Here is a 17,785-nt window from a genome sequence, read left to right on the forward strand (position 1 = left end):
GTTTTAACTATAAAGGAAAAGGAGCACTTTTCCTGAACTGCACCCCAAATTTTAGACACAATCTAAAATTTGGAGGTGCTTTTCTTTTGGCAAAATTTATAAATGAAGAAAAAATTGTAGCAGTGAAACGATATCTAGAAGGTAATGAAGGTTACGGGTCAATCGCAAAAGAAATTGGAGTACACCGTAGTAAACTTGGATATTGGATAAAGAAATATCAATATCATGGAGAAAAAGCCTTTTTAAAAGGCTATACAAATTATACCTTACCATATAAACTAGACGTACTTAACTATATGAATGAAAATGGGACGTCTATCATTGAAACAGCTGCGATATTTAATTTGCCATCTGAATCTACACTATGGAATTGGCAAAACTTATTGGAAACAAAAGGATTAGACGCCCTAATTCCAAAGAAAAAGGGGCGTCCATCCATGAAAAAGGAAACAAAAAAATCTACTAAACCAAAGGGAGCAGTAGAGGAATTAAAAGAAGAAGTAGAACGCTTACGGATGGAAAATGCTTATCTAAAAAAGTTGAATGCCTTAGTTCAAAACAAGGAAAAATCACCAAACAAGACAAAGCGCAAGTAGTCTATGAACTAAGGGCGGAATTTTCGGTGAAGGCATTGTTAAAATTAGCAGGCATTCCACGTAGCACCTACTATTACTGGGTTAATCAATTTGACCGTCCAGATAAGGACGCAACATTAAAAACACTTATTCAAGAAATTTATGATGAACATAAAGGGCGCTACGGCTATCGCCGTATTCGTGATGAACTTAGAAACCGTAGATATCAGGTTAATCACAAGAAAGTTCAGCGTATTATGAAGGAATTAGGATTAAAATCTCTTGTACGAATGAAGAAATACCGTTCTTACAAAGGAAAAGTTGGTAAGGTAGCTCCAAATATTTTAGAACGCAATTTCAATGCAAACAAGCCAAATGAAAAGTGGGTCACTGACATTACGGAATTTAAATTATTTGGAGAAAAACTCTACCTTTCTCCTATTCTTGATTTATATAATGGCGAGATAATCACGTATACGATCGGTTCCAGACCAACCTACTCATTAGTTTCAGATATGTTAGATCTGTCATTGGAACGATTAACAGGCGATGAAAGTCTAAGTATCCATTCTGACCAGGGGTGGCATTACCAGATGAAACAGTATCGCCATGCCTTAAAGGAACAAGGAATAACACAAAGCATGTCACGTAAAGGAAACTGTTATGATAACGCCGTAATAGAGAATTTCTTTGGAATTATGAAGTCCGAATTTCTTTATCTCAGTGAATTTGAAAGCATTGATCACTTTAAACAAGAATTAGAAAAATATATGGATTACTACAACAACAAACGGATTAAGGCAAAATTAAAAGGTATGAGTCCGATAAAATATCGAATTCATACCCAACAAGCTGCCTAATGAAATAACCTGTCTAACTTTTGGGGGTCACTTCATCCACGGTGCTCCTTAAAAAAATAATTTTTCATTTTTTGGTATGATCTTTATCTTTTTTTCTTCTTGAGTTAAAAAGACCAAGTGCAAGAGCTATAGCAATTGCGATAATGTACCATTCTGCATCAATCATTCAATCATCCCTTACTTAAATATGTCATACAAATTCAACTTAAAAGGGCGTGGTCGGACAGCTCCTTATATTTCCTCTTTATGCTTTTTATAAAAAGCATGCAGTTTTGTTGCATTATCAAGAGAGATGCTTCCTAATTCGATCTTTCCACTTCTAATCCTTGATATGGTGCTTTCAGATATACCAGTTTCTTTGTGGATCTTATATCCGGTTATATCTGATTCAATTAATTTTAGAATGTCCTCTTTCAATCTCATTCACCTCGTTTAGCCTTTTCCTTTTGCCTATCCCAATATACCTTTCTTAGGAATACACCTACTAATACTACTAATGAAACAATGAGTATAAAGAGAAGAATTTTCATAACGCATGTGGTATACTTATAATGAAGAAGAGGAAGGGGTTTAACCCCCTCGTCTCTTTCTTCTGTTTTCTAGCCGTATCTTATCAGCTTCTAGTTTCGATTTCGTTCCTTCATGCCAGAATTTGCGAATCGTAACCAAGCTAGTAAGTACGGCTATTGTTGTAAGTAAGTATTCCACATGTTTTCACCTCCTTGTTATTTGTTAATTATATTATATCATTATACTTGCGTTTTCGCAAGTAATGTATTGGTATTTTATGGATTTTATCTATGTAAAAATGAGCACTGTAGTGGCGCTCCCTAAAAATAATTTATAAATTAGTAGATAAATATATTCATTTCTAGTAAAATGAATAGAAAAATACACACGGATAACTTGCATCCACAAAAATTTTAAATACATATAAAAATATACATCTATGATTCCGCTGTTCCATTTTGTGTAATAGTTATCTTCGCCTACAAAGGGGGAGTTCAGTAAATTATGGTTAAACGAATCGAGATTCAAACATTCTTGAGTTACTTGGGGGAGGGCATATCTGAACCAGCATTAGTGATTGGTGACGATTTTAATAAGTATATTTTAAAGACTCAAAAAGTTAGAAGGAATGGGAAAACAGAAGAGTTTAATTGCATGTTTTTAAATGAATTTTTATCATTTAAAATAGCAGAATACTTAAGTGTACCGATTCCTGAAGTTGCAATTGCTAATATAAGCCAGGACTTAATTGAAAATGACTCAACAATTACTTTTGTTCACAAGTTTAATGAAGGGGATTATTTTGCTTCCAGTGAAATCAAAGACAAGGAAGAAAATCTAATGGAAAATTACAGAGATCAATTACGTATGGGAAGACCCTATACTATTAGATCTTGGAATAAGTTTTTTGAAGATATCACCAATCCAATGGATTTGCCTAATATCATTGCATTTGACTTGTTAATTAGTAACTTTGATAGGTACGATAATGCCGGAAATCTATTAGTGGCAAACCCTATGAATGAGCGGAAAATTTTCACTATAGATCATGGACATGCTTTCTTTGGCCCTGTTTGGAATACTTGGAAAATTAATCAGTTGAGACAAGCTTCATTGACTAAAGAATATGTAGAGTATTTTGTTAATTTTATTCTTAATCAAAATAATAACGGTGATGCAAATAACCCAAAGCTTTTTGCTAATGGTTTCGGTGAAGTTTTTAGAGCTATTGAGAACTATGTTGATTTAAATAATCTAAGTGAACATTCATTTATGGATATTGTTGCGCATATAGAAAATATAGATGGTGATACTATTGATGAATGGTTCCTTGAAATCCCAGACACGTGGTTTGTAGATAAATTAAATCAAATTGCTTATTATAAAAGATTTCTAATGGAACAAAAGAACATTATTAGATATATTTTACAGGAAATGGCATATCGAAGGGCGTTTTCCAATTATAGAGGAGGTGCTTTAGAATGGAAGGAAAGAAAGCAAACTGGTACAGTGTAATAAGATACTGTGCAAATAATCTAACTGGAGAAATAATAAATGTTGGCATTGTAATGCACTCAATCGATGATGAAATTAGAGTGGATTATTCAATTTTAGATGAGCATTCTCCGAAAATACGAGCTGTAACTTTCTCTAAAACAGATATTGACATTTATAAATCATTTAAAGATAGTCTAGAGTTTTATCTCAAAAAGAGTAGTGAAAACCTTCATGGTCAAGTAGGAGATATATTAATCGGATCACCCTATAAGGATTCATTCTTAGAAGAACTATATGACAATTATCAAGGGAAAAGCATGTTTTTAACCAGACCTAAATTTTCGTTGACGAATGATCTCAGTTTATTTTTTAACAAAATGTTTGAGATTTACATTGGAGAAAAGTATCTAACTTCTTCAGACAGACAAATTTCTGTCAAAAAATTCATGAGATCGGTTTTTGAAGAGAGGAAACTTCTTAACAAAAAAGTAAAACCTGATTTTGAAATAACTCCTATTGAAACTCTAGATAACGTAAAAATACACATTGATTTTGGATTCAAGAATGGAGTTTGGAACTACTTACAAGCCGTTCCTTTAATTAACGGTCCAGCAAAAAATACAGAATGGTTTGCAAAGACAAAATTTATGTTTGACAATTTGGATACAGATTCTAAAATTCACCTTATGTACAGGAATTCAGACTTTAGAGAGAATCCAGAAACATCAAAAGTTTTGGACTACTTAAGAAAAATGGATAACAGAGTTGTTACTTTAGATTTAGACAATCATAGAAGAATTTTGGAGCTATGTGACACTATAGCGGAAAAAGCCCATGATGTTGATGAATACCTTATTTCCTAGGTGTTAGTTTTGTTACAAAAGGAGTACTCTTCCAGAGTGCTTCTTTTGAGTACCTTTTACCTTCCCCATTCCATAAACAACTCCAAAATACTCCTCATAGTACTTCGAATATATGGATTATTACTTTTTCTCTTCTTGGAAGTAGGGTTTTAAAGCTTTATGAAAAGCTTCTTCACGGGGCATATCACCATAGGTTACTTTTCTAATATAATATTTTACTTTTCTTTTTTGTTGTTTGGCCACTCAAAACAATCCTCCTTTTTCGGTTTTTATCGAATTAATACGTAATATTATAAGGAGCACGGTAAAAAAGTGCTCCTTATCTTTCATTTAATTTTCTTTCATTTTCGTACTTTATAACATCTTTTTCTATATATAACGGCAAAGTATCATTGTGTACCCACATAATTGGATCCGGGAAATTTTTATGCCGGTTTTCCCAATTTTTCACCACTTGCCTACTAACTCTCCAACGCTTAGCTAGATCTGCCTTTGAATATAACTTTGGCAAATTATGAGACATGATATAACCTCACTTTCTTTCTGGCAAAACTAATCGAATGATGAACAATATAAACCAAACAATAGCTACAATTGCCCCGATCCAACTTATAACTCCCATATTTGAAAAATCAATTTCCACCAATAAGATAATCATTAATATGAAAGCAAGCCAATCTGTTGTGTTTAATTTTTTCATATAATTAGGAGGATTAAGGACACTATATTAAAATCAATATTAATATCAATATTTTTGTGTTATAATGTCATTTACAGGGGAGGGGAATTAAATCCCCTCATGTACTAGTCCTTGTCATCCGGGTTTATCCAGTCAATAATATCAAGTATGCCCTTGATACTGGCTATAAAACCTGCGACGATGAGGACTATATTTCTTATATCCTCCATCTTCTCCCTCCTTTCTATATATATTATAGCACTTTTTGTTTACGGTGTAAACATTTTTATGTTTTTTATCTTATTTTTTGCAGTTTAATTAATCTTTTCCTTTGCTGTCTCACCATCACCAATCAACTCATCTAAAATATTCCTCACCTTTGTCCGAATGGCAGGATTAAAATATCTTCGTTTTTCTTCTTTCCCTTTACAAATAAACGTGTATTCCGTAAAGGTACCGTCTTTATCCGTTTGAATAACTTTTAAGCGTTCTTTATACATTTCTTGCTTCAATGATCGTCTTTCAGCAGTAGCTTTAACTTCTAACCGGTGTAGTAGCTCTAAGTATGGTTCATTAATCTTAAATGGTGAATGCTTCTCTAATCGTTTGATATCAGATTGTATAACTTGGATGGCCATGGATAAAAACAAAAACCTGGATCCTATTTTAAATTCATGCTCACCAATGTATCTCATATGCCATCCTCCTGTACGATAGATAGAGAAATAACATCTAACACACGAATAAAATCAATTCCTTCATCAGTATTTAATTTGATCTGATCGGGTAATATCTTAACCACAAATCCTTCCACAGCGTATATTCTTTTGTTATGGTAATACAGTATATCTACTTTTTTATTATAGTGAATTGCTTCTTCTACATTGCGCTGCATTTCTTCGAGTTCATCTTCTGAAACTACTGGAATATCTTCCATTTCATCATCTGATTCCCACAATTTATTTAGCATTTCAATGTGTTCTGGTAGCATTAATGATGTCCATTTTATGTGCCCACGATCATTAACCATATTAATCACTCCTGAAAAAAAGAACGTTTGTTCTTATTATAGACGAACAAATAGAAATTATGCAATGTAAAATAAATTGATATTTTTACAACTTTTAACAAGGATTATGGAAAGTTATGGCGAATATAGTATATATGAATCATATAAGGAGGTATAAAGTATGAGTGTGAATGTAAATGAACACCAACAACAAGACCTTCCACATGTGATTACAAAAGAAGACATTGATAAGCTACTTGCTGAATTAGACATGCTATTTACGAATGCCGAGAATAACACGCGACAAGACTAATTATGAAGCGCCTACCTAAAAAGTAGGTGTTTTTTCTTATATCTTATTGTAGAATATTGTAAGAGAGGGGGAATATAGTTAATGAATAAAATAGCTATTGTTATAAAGGTGATTGGCGTATTAGCGCTGATTGGTGGTATTATAGTAGGGTTCAACTTATATGAAACACCCTTAGAAGGCTATGATTATTTGACTGAGAAAGATTATAGTGTATTATTTACTTGGATTGCGTATGGCATAATTATTTGTTTTATATTTCTAGGATTTGGTGAAATAATTACTCTGTTACAAAAGTCATTAAATGAACAAGAGCGTCAAACTAAGCAATTGTATGATATACATAATGCAATGGATGATGATGATTCTTTATTAGGTAAGGATTATTTTAATAAAGCACCTACTGAATAGGTGCTTTTTAAGTGACTAAAAAAGTGACCAACGCATTAATTTATGGTCACTTTTAATAATTTTAAACAAACTAAGTTATAGCTTGAATTGTGCAAAACGTTGGTAAATCAACTTTTTTAAATCAAGATAAATCAAACTGTAGTTCGGATAAAGAAATGCCTCGATTGTTCACCCCCGTGAAATCTACCGCGAAGCTATTAAAAGATCTGCAGCATCCGTAATTTGTGCACATAATCACCCTTCTGGTGTGCGCCTGCAAGGTGTTTCATTTTAGTGATTATGAAAAATAATCTAGAACTCTCTACAATGTTCTATGGTCAGCATCTAACCTTGAGGGGAAACCCAAAATAGGAAAAAAAGCCTGATGTGAAAAGGAGAAAAGACGATAAAGCTATCTAAATCGAGTGAGTTCTTCAGACCAAGTGATATATGGTAAAAGCTAAACTGCTTGAATCCTAGACGAATGAGCGTAGGGTGCGCCATTGTTAATGATAGCTAACAGACAATGTGGAGAGAATATAGACATATTGCCAGAGTGCCTATCATAGTAGAGTCTGTCCTTCAATCCTTGGTACAAGGAAACCGTCAAAAGGGATACCTAACTATCACGTTCTAGATGAAAACATAATGCAGGGATTGCCTAAGTGCAAGTGCCACTGTGGCTATTCAACTCATCGGTTGACGAATATTGCATAGGGTAACGGAGTCTTCATACTACTCTACGTTTGCTTGTAATGAGTTTAGCATGGGGAAGGAAGACAGGTTGATTTTAACGTCTGTAAGGAAGGAGTCATGAATATGGCAAAAGATCCATTTCATCAATTGGACGTTATACGGAAAGCTTCTCAAAAAGGAAGAGTCATTACAGATTGTTACAGGCTAATGTATAGAAGGGAACTATGGATCAAAGCTTATTTTAGATTATTTCCAGAGATGAAGCAACCAAGTCAGGAAGGAAATCTAACTAGAAGGCTTGAGGGAATAATAACATTACTTCGAACAGGAAATTATCGATTCAAAAACTTGTGCAACACTCATACGAAAAAAATAAAGAAGGATTATACTAACGATTATTTAGTACAAGAAGTTATCTGCATAATTTTGGACAAAGTATTTGCACCAAGGGGGAGAGCTTATGGATATAGTAAACATCACTCCGAACATAAAGTATTAACCCATATTCAGCACTCATGGAAGGGATTGACTTGGTGTGTGCATGGTAATGTTGGCAATGTTAGGTGTCATCTTAATCAAACGTCATTGATTAACTATATTTCTAAGAGAATAAGGGATCAACGTTTCGTGAATCTTATTCAGCAAGCTTTAATAGCTGTTACAAGGCAAGATTCTAGGGATATTTATGGTAAAAGACAACAGACCTCCCTGCCATTATTACTTGAAGATATCTATCTTGATAGGTTTGATTACCTTATGGAGAAGCAATGGAAGTATGTCATTAAGGAATTTGACCAACCAGGTGATGGGTTTACCCCTCAATTACAGTATATCCGTTATCAGAATAGCTTTTTAATTGGTGTTAGAGCTTCAAAGAAATGTGTCAGAATGATAAAACAAGGGGTAATAAATCTTCTAGAGCATGAGTTCTATTTGGAATGGAAGAAAGTCGATATTACACATATGACACGCCCAATTCCCTTTCTTGACTATGAATTTTGTAAGGTTAAACAGAAATATTTCCATCAAACTAAGGGAAATGATTTACCAATCCAAGAGAGTACAAAATCTTATGTGATACAATTATATATTTCGAAAAAAATGGTAAATCAGATGGCTTTCCAATATGGATATGGCGATATAACTAGCTTTCAAGCAACTCCTCGAAAGAAGCTTCTACATTATACAGAAGCTAAAATCCTCCATATTTATAACACGGAATTAATTCGCATAACCAACTATTATAAACTTGCAATGAATGGACACTATCTTAGGCCATTATATTATTTGGCAAAAGCTAGTTTTATTAAAACGATTGCGATGAAACGAAAGACTTCGTACAGGAAAGAAGTAAAAAGAATGAGCAGACGTAAGCAGGGGGGATTGGGTTTAATCACCAGTCATACAAAGGATCAAAAAAACATTTCATCACTTTTTTAGATAAAAGATTCCATAAATCCCATTTGAGTAGACTTGTTGTAACAAAGAAGAAGCTAATTCCTTATCAACTGGCGAGCCGTATACGCTGAAAGGTGTACGTACGGTTCTGAGGGGGAGAATTGGAAACCTACTTTGGAAACATGGCAAGGCGCCTGTTCTCTACCCTACGATCCAGCACCATCTCAGGAAGATATTCATGTAACGAAACGATTAGTAGAAAGCGGAAAGATGATCGGTATTGAAATGCTTGACCATTTAATAATTGGTGATCGTAGGTTTATTTCCTTAAAAGAAAAAGGGTACTTGTAACACTATCTATTTTTAAAAAAATTGAGTATAATAGAATAACAAGCTATAATTAACGCCTTGTACAAGATATTGCTTGTATTAAGGCGTTTATTATTGCATTATATGGAATAGAGCATATTTTAAAATCTTGATTACATAGCAATTAATGCTTAAAATATGAACAATAAGCTTGAATATTTTGGTTGAGAGGAAGAAATAACTTGGGATTTTTTAATTTTTCACAGGATTTAGGAATAGATTTAGGAACAGCCAATACATTAGTTTTTATTAAGGGAAAAGGTGTTGTAGTACGTGAGCCATCGGTTGTAGCAGTGAATAAAACGACTGGTGATATCGAGGCAGTTGGTAGTGAAGCTAAAAATATGCTTGGAAGAACCCCTGGTAACATTTCCGTTGTTCGAACAATGAAGGATGGAGTTATTGCTGATTATGATACAACTGCTACGATGATGAAGCATTATATTAATTTAGCACAAAAAAACCGTTCTGCGTTTGCTAGAAAGCCTAATGTTATGGTCTGTGTCCCTTCAGGTATTACGATGGTGGAAGAAAGAGCCGTGATAGATGCTACGAAGCAAGCAGGTGCTAAAGATGCATTGCCAATAGCAGAACCTTTTGCTGCGGCAATTGGAGCGGGACTACCTGTCTGGGAGCCAACAGGAAGTATGATTGTCGATATTGGAGGAGGAACAACAGAGGTTGCCGTTATCTCATTAGGAGGCATTGTTACAAGCAAATCAATCCGTGTCGCAGGAGATGATATGGATGAAGCGATCATTCAGTATATTAAACGTACGTATAATTTAATGATAGGGGAGCGTTCTGCGGAATCAATCAAAATGGACATTGGGTCAGCGAAGCCTTCTGATCAAGAGGATGAGATGGATATTCGAGGCAGAGACCTTCTAACAGGTCTGCCAAAAACTATCACCATTACAGCCTCTGAGATTTCAACAGCGCTAAAAGACACAGTTGATGCCATAGTGGAATCAGTGAAGAATACGCTAGAATTAACTCCTCCAGAATTGTCAGCAGATGTAATGGACCGAGGAATCGTACTCTCTGGAGGAGGAGCATTATTACGTGGGATCGATGAGGTCATAAGTGATGAAACAAAAATGCCGACATTTGTTGCAGAAGAACCTCTCGATAGTGTGGCGATTGGTACAGGTAAAGCATTAGAATATATTGACCAATTCCGTACGCAGCCGAAAATCTCTTCTCAACGGTCATTTGATTAAGAAGGTGTTACCATGTTCTTTTTTAAAAAAAAGCAAATGTTTATCCTTCTAATCTCATTGATTCTTATTGTAGGTATTATTGGTTTCTCACTGAGAGACCGTAGTAATCTAACCATGGTTGAGGACTTTATCCATGATAGTGTTGGTTGGCTGCAGCGAGTGGTTAATGCACCGGTGGATTTCACTACATCCGTTGTAGCGAATATGAAGGATATACGAAATGTATACAAAGAAAATACGATTCTTAAATCTCGACTAGAGGAACTGAGACAATTAGAGTATGAAAATCAGGAATTAACCAAAGAAATTGGAGAACTAGAAAAAATACTTGGGAAGAAAGAATCTGATTTCCTGCAGAATTTTACTACAATCCAAGCATCCATTATTTCTCGTAGTAAGGATAATTGGTTTAAGCAGGTGACAATTAATAAAGGTACCGAGGATGGGGTAGAACCCAATATGGCTGTCATTACAGGGGAAGGAATGATAGGAAAGGTTCATGCCAGCTCCCCTTTTACTTCAACTGTATTATTACTAACAGGCTTTGACAGATCAAATCGAATTTCTGTAAATGTGAACCAAGAGGAAAAGACAGAGGATCTATCAGGTTTTATCGTAGGATATGATGACGAAAAGAACCTACTATTGTTAGAAATGAATGAAGATGACCAAGGCTTAAAAAAAGGACAAACGGTCTTTTCATCCGGTGAAGGCGGCGTATTCCCGAAAGGATTAGAAATAGGAGAACTAGTAGAGGTTAATGATGATCGATATGGTCTAACAAAAATTGGCTATGTTAAGCCATCAGCCAATTTAAATGAAGTAAACCATGTTATGGTGATTGACCGTGCTATGGCAACAAGTGATGAGGAGGGTGAATCATGATTCGCCTTATTCCTTTTCTACTTGCCTTTCTATCTTTATTTCTCGTTATGATAGAAGGGTCGATTTCCCAAATGATGGCGAGAATTCCGTTCCTACCGAATGATTGGTTTATTGTTTCACATTTTCTCCTCCTTTTCTTGATCTATGTAACGATATTTTTTGAACAAAAAAATACATACTATGCTTTTTCCTTTGCGATAGTGCTCGGTGCAACAGTTGATATATTATATACCTCTCTCATTGGGGTTTATCTGTTCGTTTATGCAACAGCTATTTATCTGGTTCGAAATATGATGAAATGGCTTCATGCTAATTTTTTTGTCGCCATGCTAATGGTTATCCTTGGTGTACTTATTGCTGATATATTCGCTTATTTCCTGTACAGTATCATCCAAATTCATGATATGAGTTGGAGTGTCTATTTGTCTTATCGCTTATTACCAACATTAGTCTGGAATTTTATATTTGGAATTCTATTCTATCTTCTATTTAAGAAAATGCTTGAAAAGTGGGCATATATTAAGTTTGAACGAAAAGAGTAGTAGAATGGGAACAGGCTAGATTAAGGGGTTGAAATATTGTGGCAGCAAATCGTTATATTACGATAAAAGGAACGAGAGATGGTCTCACGCTTTTCATGAATGATCAGTGTGCCTTTGATGACCTACTTCAAGAGCTTGAAAATATTATCTCAACAAAACATTTAGTAGAAGATGAACAATCCATCCGAATTAAAATAAAGTTAGGTAACCGCTATTTAGATGATCAGCAGGAAGAAAAGCTTCGTGAGCTGATTGATAAGCAGAATACGTTTATTATTGAACAAATTGAGTCCGATGTTATCTTAAAAGAGACTGCTTTACAATGGAAAGAAGAGACGGAAATAGAATTACACAATAAAATAGTAAGATCTGGCCAAATCCTAAAGGTTACTGGTGATTTATTATTAGTTGGTGATGTGAATCCTGGAGGAAAAGTAATGGCATCTGGAAATATTTTTATTGTGGGGCATCTAAGAGGTATTGCTCATGCAGGAGTTCACGGAAATGATAAAGCAGTCATCGCTGCTTCCTATATGGCTCCAAGTCAATTAAGAATTGCTGATATCATTAGCCGACCTCCGGATCAAGAGAAGGATGGTGTTCACATGGAGTGTGGCTTTATTGATTCTACAGGAAAGCAAATTATCATGGATCGAATTAATGTTCTAGCAAAAAATCGTTTTGATCTTAATGCTTTTGAAAGGAGAATAATAAATGGGTGAAGCTATCGTTATCACATCTGGAAAAGGTGGAGTTGGAAAGACAACCACAACCGCAAACCTAGGGACCTCTCTAGCACTATTGGATAAGAAAGTATGTTTAATTGACACAGATATTGGACTCAGGAATTTAGATGTTGTGATTGGTTTAGAGAATCGTATTATCTATGATATTATTGATGTCGTAGAAAAACGCTGTAAAATATCACAAGCATTAATTAAGGACAAGCGATTTGATTGCTTATATTTATTACCAGCAGCACAAACTAGCGATAAGACAGCCTTAACCCCGGAGGCTATGAAATCTATCATTGATGATTTAAAGCCAGATTATGATTACATTTTGATTGATTGTCCTGCAGGAATCGAACAAGGATATAAAAATGCAGTTTCGGGAGCAGATAAAGCTTTAGTGGTAACTACACCAGAGAAATCAAGTGTTCGTGATGCGGATAGGATTATCGGCCTCTTGGAACAAGAGGATATTGAACCACCTAATTTAGTGATTAACCGTATTAGAACCCATATGGTGAAAAATGGGGATATGCTAGATGTTGATGAAATTATGCAAATTTTGTCTATTGATTTAATTGGAATTGTGGCAGACGATGATGATGTAATCAAAGCATCGAATCATGGTGAACCAATCGCGTTCCAGCCTAATACAAAAGCATCCATTGCTTATCGAAACATTGCTAGACGAATTTTAGGTGAATCGATTCCACTTCAATCACTAGATGAAAAATTAACCTTTATCGAAAAAATTAAAAAAGTTTTTGGAAAGAATTAAGTATTGCCTAACCGTATGATTCAATGATTAAAATCATGAATTCGTGCGGTTTTTCTATAGTTTTCAAAAAAGTTTGAATTACGATATTCATAATCCGATAGCTTGTCACATATATTGAGAAACAAATGGGATAAAGGATTGTGAGGATATGAAAAAAAACAACAATTTAGCCAAGATCAGAAATAATATTAATCAAAGGAAGCTACAACGAAAAAAAGGAACAGTCGTGACAAGGGATAAAACTAATCCTTTGGCCATAAGAAAGATGGAGGTGGAGGATGAAGAACGACATGGCTTTTATCCAACAACATCCAGCTACTCGAATGATTCTAACAATACACCTTTCTTTCGATTTTTTTTACTTAGAAGTGTCATAGCAGCAACTATCTTCTTTTTAACTGCTTTATCCATGACAGCAGATGTGAAATGGTTAGAAAAACCAAAGCAATGGACAAGCTATGCATTATCGGAGGAGTTTCCTTTTGCCTCTGTTAATGCTTGGTATCAAGCAAAATTTGGGGCACCACTTGCTTTAGAGAATAATCTGGAGGAAGATAGCGAGGAGTTAGCTGTCTTACCGGTTTACGGTCAAGTCAATCAATCTTTTCGTGAGAACGGAAAAGGTATTAGAATCACTGCAGACAATGAAACAGAGGTAGTTGCAGTAAAGGGAGGTACAGTACTGTTTGCTGGTAATGATCGTGAAACAGGAAAAACGGTTATTATTCAACATCCAGACCGTACGGAAACGATATATGGATCTTTGACGAGTATTGACGTCCATTCTTACCAATCTGTGAAAGGAAATCAAAAAATTGGCACCTACGAACCGTCAGAGGAAAATGAATCAATGTATTTTGCAGTGAAGAAAAATCAACAATTTCTTGATCCTGTTCAGGTGATACAAGTTGATGAACAGTAGAAGATGGATACCTCCTATCCATGTTCACCCAATTGTTTTCTTTTTCTTAGCTGTTTCCATTTTGACTGGGATGCTGACAGAACTTCTTATTATCTTTTTAATTGTTCTATTTCATGAAATGGGTCATTATCTTTGTGCTAGGATGTTTAACTGGCGTATTCGTCGTATTTATTTATGGTTTTTTGGTGGGGTGATGGAGACAGAAGAGTACGGGACAAGACCGATATGGGAAGAGTGGTTAGTCACGATAGCTGGCCCCTTTCAACACCTTCTTATCTTTTTGATCATACATTTTATCCATTTTTTATCTTTGATCCCAGAAAGTACACTCACACTCGCTTATCAATATAATCTATTCATCTTGTTAGGAAACCTATTACCTATATTGCCTTTAGATGGTGGAAGATTGGTTCAGTTAATGGGAGATCATTTATTGCCATATCAAGCTTCTCATATGTTTTCGATTGTGGTATCGGTTGTTACTATAGGATTGGGACTTATTATTACTTATTCCACTGGTATACTATCTCTTAGCCTTTTGTTGCTTTTTATTTTTTTATTATTGGAAAATCGATTAGAATGGAAGAATAGGTATTACAGATGGTTACGTTTTTTATTATATCGTCATAGTAGTCCCATTTCTTTTACAAAAAATGTTTATTTAGCCGTAGATGAGAGAAAGAGGCTGATGGATGTATTCCCACATTTTTATCGAAATCGATATCATTTTATTGGGTTAAAGGGCCATCATGAGAGAGTATTTATTTCTGAGTCGGAATGTCTCTCCCTCTATTTTGAACAAAAAGCTCATCAGCTAACAATTGGTGACATAGTACGTTAAGGAAGAGGTTACATATGAATAAGCTCTATTTTCATACAAGATTATCAGAAAAAATCGGCATCCTCATGCAGGATGATAAAATAAAGGATATAACAATAGATCGCCCGACAGATGCTTGTCGGGTCGGTTCCATTTTTCTAGGGAAAATTCGTAATGTAGACCATTCAATCGAGGCGGCATTTGTTGATATTGGAGCAGATCAGGTCGGCTTTTTACCAAAAAGCGAGTATCCTTTCGATCAATCGATAGTAGAAGGATCTGCTATCATTGTACAGATCGTAAAGGAACCATATCAAAACAAAGGAGCAAAGCTGACGGCTAATATTACGATTGGTGGCTCCAATATAGTTTTTCTCCCTTATGGAGATTATTTGGCTTTCTCCAAAAAGCTTGATGGAGATACTCGAAAACGAATGGAAAATGTATTGAAACCACAATTACGTAAAAAAGAGGGTCTAATCATTCGTACGAATAGTGCCCAAAAGACGGATAGCGAATTAATTCATGAATTGGAACAATTAAGGGCATCCTTTCAGGAGCTTCTTCATTCGACCAAAAATAAAAAGGCACCTATTGTTTTGTATCGTGATCAATTGATACCAAGTCACATGTTAAATCAATATCAGAGTTATCCAATTGATAGGATATATTTCGATGAGCTCATAAAGATGAAGGAAATGATGACTCGCTATCCTCATGATAAAGATAAAATGGAGTATTTACCTTCCCTTCCGTTGCTAGAAGGAGCGACCATTGATCAAATACTGAAGCAACTAACATCACCAGTCGTTCAAATGAAGGAGGGTATTGTACTCACCATTGAACAGACAGAGGGATTGACGGTGATAGATATTGATAGCAGTCAATACCGTAGCAGACAAAATAAACAGGCCACTTTATTTCAAATAAATCAAAAAGCTGTACCAGCCATTGCAGCAGAAATTAATAAACGGAACATATCTGGGATTATTTTGATAGACTTTTTGAAAATGAAAAGAAAAGACGAGCAAGAAAAAATCCATCAGTCATTAAAAAGGGCATTCGCTCAATATCCTGTTCGGACGGAAGTGATGGGATTTACCAAGCTTGGACTACTAGAAATGACAAGAAAAAGAGAAAATGTTAGTCTATTACAACAATTAACGAATAAGTCATCAATAGTAGCTTGGGAGTACAATCTTGAATCCATTTGTTACCAGTTGGAACGAGAATTATATCAATTGAATCGCACCAACGCAGAAGTGGTCTTGTTAAAAGGAAACCCATCATTACTCGACCTTTTTCAAAAATATTCAAGTGCTATATTAGAGAAGCAGATTCAGCTAAATATATTTATAATAAAGGATTCAACCATAAAAGGCTATGATATTCTTCGCTCTGGAAGCAACCAGCTAATGGATGAATATATAGTGCAGCATCCCGATTTAACCATTGACAAAATTCTATAGAATATGGTATGATCGTTTCGTTGTCTTTGTAGCACCTGTTGCTACAACCGCGCAGAACAGGTTTAGTAAGCTCCATTTAGAGCACCTGTATGGCGAGTCTTAGTTATATGAGGAGGTGCATATTGTGTACGCAATTATTGAAACTGGTGGTAAACAAGTTAAAGTAGAAGAAGGTCAAGTAATTTACGTAGAGAAGTTAGCTGCTGAAGCTGGTGAAACGGTAACTTTTGACAAGGTACTTGCCGTAGGTGGAGATGAAGCTAAATTCGGCACTCCATTTGTGGACGGTGCTTCTGTAACTGCGAAAGTGGAGAAGCAAGGTCGTCAAAAGAAAATTACTGTGATCAAGTTCAAACCAAAGAAAAACTATTCACGCAAGCAAGGTCACCGTCAACCATACACAAAATTGACGATTGAAAAAATCAATGCATAAGGATCTTTCCTAATGATTGAAGTGACAATTAAGCGTAAAGCAGGTCATATAAAGTCTTTTATGATAAAAGGGCATGCTGGAAGTGGACCTTATGGGCATGATTTAGTTTGTGCCGCTGTATCGGCCATTTCCATTGGTGCTGTTAATGCGGTTTTATCACTATGTGAAATGGATCTATTAATTGACCAAGCCGGCGATGAAGGCGGATTTCTTGAGGTAACCATACCTGATAATCAAGAGGACGAGAATGCTTCTCTGTTATTCGAAGGAATGCTTGTATCTCTCGAAACCGTGGAGCAGGATTATGGACAATTTATATCCATCTCTGAAAAATAAGGAGGTGCAACCGATATGTTACGTCTAGATCTACAATTTTTCGCATCTAAAAAAGGTGTAGGTAGTACAAAAAACGGTCGTGATTCTGAATCTAAACGTTTAGGTGCTAAACGTGCGGACGGTCAGTTTGTTTCAGGTGGTTCTATTCTATATCGCCAACGTGGAACAAAAATTTACCCAGGTGTAAATGTTGGACGTGGTGGAGATGATACACTATATGCAAAAACAGATGGTGTAGTTAAATTCGAACGCTACGGCCGTGATCGTAAAAAAGTAAGTGTATACCCTGCATAATAAAAGGAAGGCTCTGATCTTAGGATTAGAGCCTTTTTTGTACGTTAGGAAAGTATAAAATCTAGCAGAAGTTCGACGTAGCGGAGATTTTAAGGTACCAAGTATAAGAAAAACTAGGCATTCTCCAAAAGACGAGCGAATGCGTAGTTTTTCTAATATTTGAACGACCAGACGATGATATTTTTAGGCTGAGTCC

Annotated in this window: 23 protein-coding genes, 2 pseudogenes and 1 other annotated feature; of the genes and pseudogenes, 19 read left to right on the forward strand and 6 right to left on the reverse strand. The window is 35.3% G+C overall.

Features of this window, described 5'->3' with window-relative positions:
* Window positions 1-86: 86 nt before the first annotated feature.
* Window positions 87-1,435, forward strand: a protein-coding gene (locus DLJ74_RS07710; protein ID WP_109984042.1) for an IS3 family transposase whose coding sequence is annotated in 2 segments (ribosomal slippage) — window positions 87-531 and window positions 531-1,435 — 1,350 coding nt in all. Because the reading frame shifts where the segments join, the coding sequence is not laid out codon by codon here.
* 231 nt (window positions 1,436-1,666) lie between these two features.
* Here DLJ74_RS07710 and DLJ74_RS07715 read toward each other — a convergent pair.
* Together DLJ74_RS07715 and DLJ74_RS20415 are read right to left on the reverse strand one after the other, a co-directional pair.
* Window positions 1,667-1,852 carry a helix-turn-helix domain-containing protein gene (locus tag DLJ74_RS07715; protein WP_245902299.1) on the reverse strand — a complete coding sequence of 62 codons (186 nt, stop codon included), beginning with the start codon at window positions 1,850-1,852 and terminating at the stop codon, window positions 1,667-1,669.
* Window positions 1,853-2,005: 153 nt separating this feature from the next.
* Window positions 2,006-2,143: a hypothetical protein gene (locus DLJ74_RS20415; protein ID WP_181397467.1), complete on the reverse strand. Its 138-nt coding sequence runs from the start codon at window positions 2,141-2,143 to the stop codon at window positions 2,006-2,008.
* Window positions 2,144-2,449: 306 nt separating this feature from the next.
* On the opposite strand from DLJ74_RS20415, the gene DLJ74_RS07720 reads away from it, so the two are divergent.
* Both DLJ74_RS07720 and DLJ74_RS07725 read left to right on the forward strand, forming a co-directional pair.
* Window positions 2,450-3,460, forward strand: a complete 1,011-nt coding sequence (locus tag DLJ74_RS07720; protein ID WP_109984044.1) for a HipA family kinase — start codon at window positions 2,450-2,452, stop codon at window positions 3,458-3,460.
* The gene (locus DLJ74_RS07725) at window positions 3,427-4,305 is read left to right on the forward strand and encodes a DUF3037 domain-containing protein (protein WP_109984045.1); all 879 of its coding nucleotides are present in this window, start codon (window positions 3,427-3,429) and stop codon (window positions 4,303-4,305) included. The genes DLJ74_RS07720 and DLJ74_RS07725 overlap by 34 nt, the downstream gene beginning before the upstream one ends.
* A gap of 120 nt (window positions 4,306-4,425) precedes the next feature.
* Here the strand turns inward: DLJ74_RS07725 and DLJ74_RS20905 are convergent, their stop codons facing one another.
* The 4 genes from DLJ74_RS20905 to DLJ74_RS07740 all read right to left on the reverse strand — a co-directional run bounded on the left by DLJ74_RS20905 (window position 4,426) and on the right by DLJ74_RS07740 (window position 6,014).
* Complete coding sequence (locus DLJ74_RS20905) at window positions 4,426-4,548, reverse strand: hypothetical protein (protein ID WP_281269912.1); 123 nt, start codon at window positions 4,546-4,548, stop codon at window positions 4,426-4,428.
* A 76-nt stretch (window positions 4,549-4,624) separates the two neighbouring features.
* Window positions 4,625-4,828, reverse strand: a complete 204-nt coding sequence (locus DLJ74_RS07730) for a hypothetical protein (RefSeq protein WP_109984046.1) — start codon at window positions 4,826-4,828, stop codon at window positions 4,625-4,627.
* A 470-nt stretch (window positions 4,829-5,298) separates the two neighbouring features.
* Window positions 5,299-5,679: a YhjD family protein gene (locus DLJ74_RS07735; RefSeq protein WP_109984047.1), complete on the reverse strand. Its 381-nt coding sequence runs from the start codon at window positions 5,677-5,679 to the stop codon at window positions 5,299-5,301.
* Window positions 5,676-6,014 carry a YolD-like family protein gene (locus tag DLJ74_RS07740; RefSeq protein ID WP_109984048.1) on the reverse strand — a complete coding sequence of 113 codons (339 nt, stop codon included), beginning with the start codon at window positions 6,012-6,014 and terminating at the stop codon, window positions 5,676-5,678. Before DLJ74_RS07740 ends, DLJ74_RS07735 begins: the two co-directional genes overlap by 4 nt.
* A gap of 160 nt (window positions 6,015-6,174) precedes the next feature.
* On the opposite strand from DLJ74_RS07740, the gene DLJ74_RS20910 reads away from it, so the two are divergent.
* The 16 genes and pseudogenes from DLJ74_RS20910 to rpmA all read left to right on the forward strand — a co-directional run bounded on the left by DLJ74_RS20910 (window position 6,175) and on the right by rpmA (window position 17,589).
* Window positions 6,175-6,306, forward strand: a complete 132-nt coding sequence (locus tag DLJ74_RS20910) for a hypothetical protein (protein WP_281269913.1) — start codon at window positions 6,175-6,177, stop codon at window positions 6,304-6,306.
* Between the two features lie 81 nt (window positions 6,307-6,387).
* Window positions 6,388-6,714 carry a hypothetical protein gene (locus DLJ74_RS07745; protein WP_109984049.1) on the forward strand — a complete coding sequence of 109 codons (327 nt, stop codon included), beginning with the start codon at window positions 6,388-6,390 and terminating at the stop codon, window positions 6,712-6,714.
* 154 nt (window positions 6,715-6,868) lie between these two features.
* Window positions 6,869-6,988, forward strand: a pseudogene (locus DLJ74_RS07750) (JAB domain-containing protein); the annotation flags it as partial.
* Between the two features lie 524 nt (window positions 6,989-7,512).
* Window positions 7,513-8,829 carry a group II intron reverse transcriptase/maturase gene (locus DLJ74_RS07755; RefSeq protein WP_181397469.1) on the forward strand — a complete coding sequence of 439 codons (1,317 nt, stop codon included), beginning with the start codon at window positions 7,513-7,515 and terminating at the stop codon, window positions 8,827-8,829.
* 168 nt (window positions 8,830-8,997) lie between these two features.
* Window positions 8,998-9,138 (forward strand): annotated as a pseudogene (locus DLJ74_RS07760) (JAB domain-containing protein); the annotation flags it as partial.
* Window positions 9,139-9,338: 200 nt separating this feature from the next.
* The gene (locus tag DLJ74_RS07765; protein ID WP_109984051.1) at window positions 9,339-10,379 is read left to right on the forward strand and encodes a rod shape-determining protein; all 1,041 of its coding nucleotides are present in this window, start codon (window positions 9,339-9,341) and stop codon (window positions 10,377-10,379) included.
* Between the two features lie 12 nt (window positions 10,380-10,391).
* Window positions 10,392-11,264 carry a rod shape-determining protein MreC gene (mreC, locus tag DLJ74_RS07770; protein ID WP_109984052.1) on the forward strand — a complete coding sequence of 291 codons (873 nt, stop codon included), beginning with the start codon at window positions 10,392-10,394 and terminating at the stop codon, window positions 11,262-11,264.
* Complete coding sequence (gene mreD / locus DLJ74_RS07775; RefSeq protein ID WP_109984053.1) at window positions 11,261-11,806, forward strand: rod shape-determining protein MreD; 546 nt, start codon at window positions 11,261-11,263, stop codon at window positions 11,804-11,806. Before mreC ends, mreD begins: the two co-directional genes overlap by 4 nt.
* Before the next feature lie 38 nt (window positions 11,807-11,844).
* On the forward strand, window positions 11,845-12,528 hold the full coding sequence (minC, locus tag DLJ74_RS07780; protein WP_109984054.1) for a septum site-determining protein MinC: 684 nt from the start codon (window positions 11,845-11,847) through the stop codon (window positions 12,526-12,528).
* Window positions 12,521-13,315, forward strand: coding sequence for a septum site-determining protein MinD (gene minD, locus DLJ74_RS07785; protein WP_109984055.1), 795 nt, complete (start codon window positions 12,521-12,523; stop codon window positions 13,313-13,315). Before minC ends, minD begins: the two co-directional genes overlap by 8 nt.
* A 148-nt stretch (window positions 13,316-13,463) precedes the next feature.
* A complete protein-coding gene (locus tag DLJ74_RS07790) occupies window positions 13,464-14,237 on the forward strand; it encodes a M23 family metallopeptidase (protein ID WP_054859164.1) in 774 nt (257 codons plus the stop codon).
* On the forward strand, window positions 14,227-15,078 hold the full coding sequence (locus DLJ74_RS07795; RefSeq protein WP_109984056.1) for a site-2 protease family protein: 852 nt from the start codon (window positions 14,227-14,229) through the stop codon (window positions 15,076-15,078). Before DLJ74_RS07790 ends, DLJ74_RS07795 begins: the two co-directional genes overlap by 11 nt.
* A 14-nt stretch (window positions 15,079-15,092) precedes the next feature.
* Window positions 15,093-16,526, forward strand: coding sequence for a ribonuclease E/G (locus DLJ74_RS07800; protein WP_109984057.1), 1,434 nt, complete (start codon window positions 15,093-15,095; stop codon window positions 16,524-16,526).
* A 35-nt stretch (window positions 16,527-16,561) separates the two neighbouring features.
* Window positions 16,562-16,636 (forward strand) — a sequence feature (ribosomal protein L21 leader region).
* Window positions 16,637-16,650: 14 nt separating this feature from the next.
* Window positions 16,651-16,959: a 50S ribosomal protein L21 gene (rplU, locus tag DLJ74_RS07805; RefSeq protein WP_054787817.1), complete on the forward strand. Its 309-nt coding sequence runs from the start codon at window positions 16,651-16,653 to the stop codon at window positions 16,957-16,959.
* 12 nt (window positions 16,960-16,971) lie between these two features.
* Window positions 16,972-17,295 carry a ribosomal-processing cysteine protease Prp gene (locus DLJ74_RS07810; protein ID WP_054787816.1) on the forward strand — a complete coding sequence of 108 codons (324 nt, stop codon included), beginning with the start codon at window positions 16,972-16,974 and terminating at the stop codon, window positions 17,293-17,295.
* A 15-nt stretch (window positions 17,296-17,310) separates the two neighbouring features.
* Window positions 17,311-17,589: a 50S ribosomal protein L27 gene (rpmA, locus tag DLJ74_RS07815; protein ID WP_054859168.1), complete on the forward strand. Its 279-nt coding sequence runs from the start codon at window positions 17,311-17,313 to the stop codon at window positions 17,587-17,589.
* Window positions 17,590-17,785 lie beyond the last annotated feature (196 nt).

The sequence above is a fragment of the Gracilibacillus dipsosauri genome, from assembly GCF_003176895.1.
GTDB lineage: Bacteria > Bacillota > Bacilli > Bacillales > Amphibacillaceae > Gracilibacillus > Gracilibacillus dipsosauri.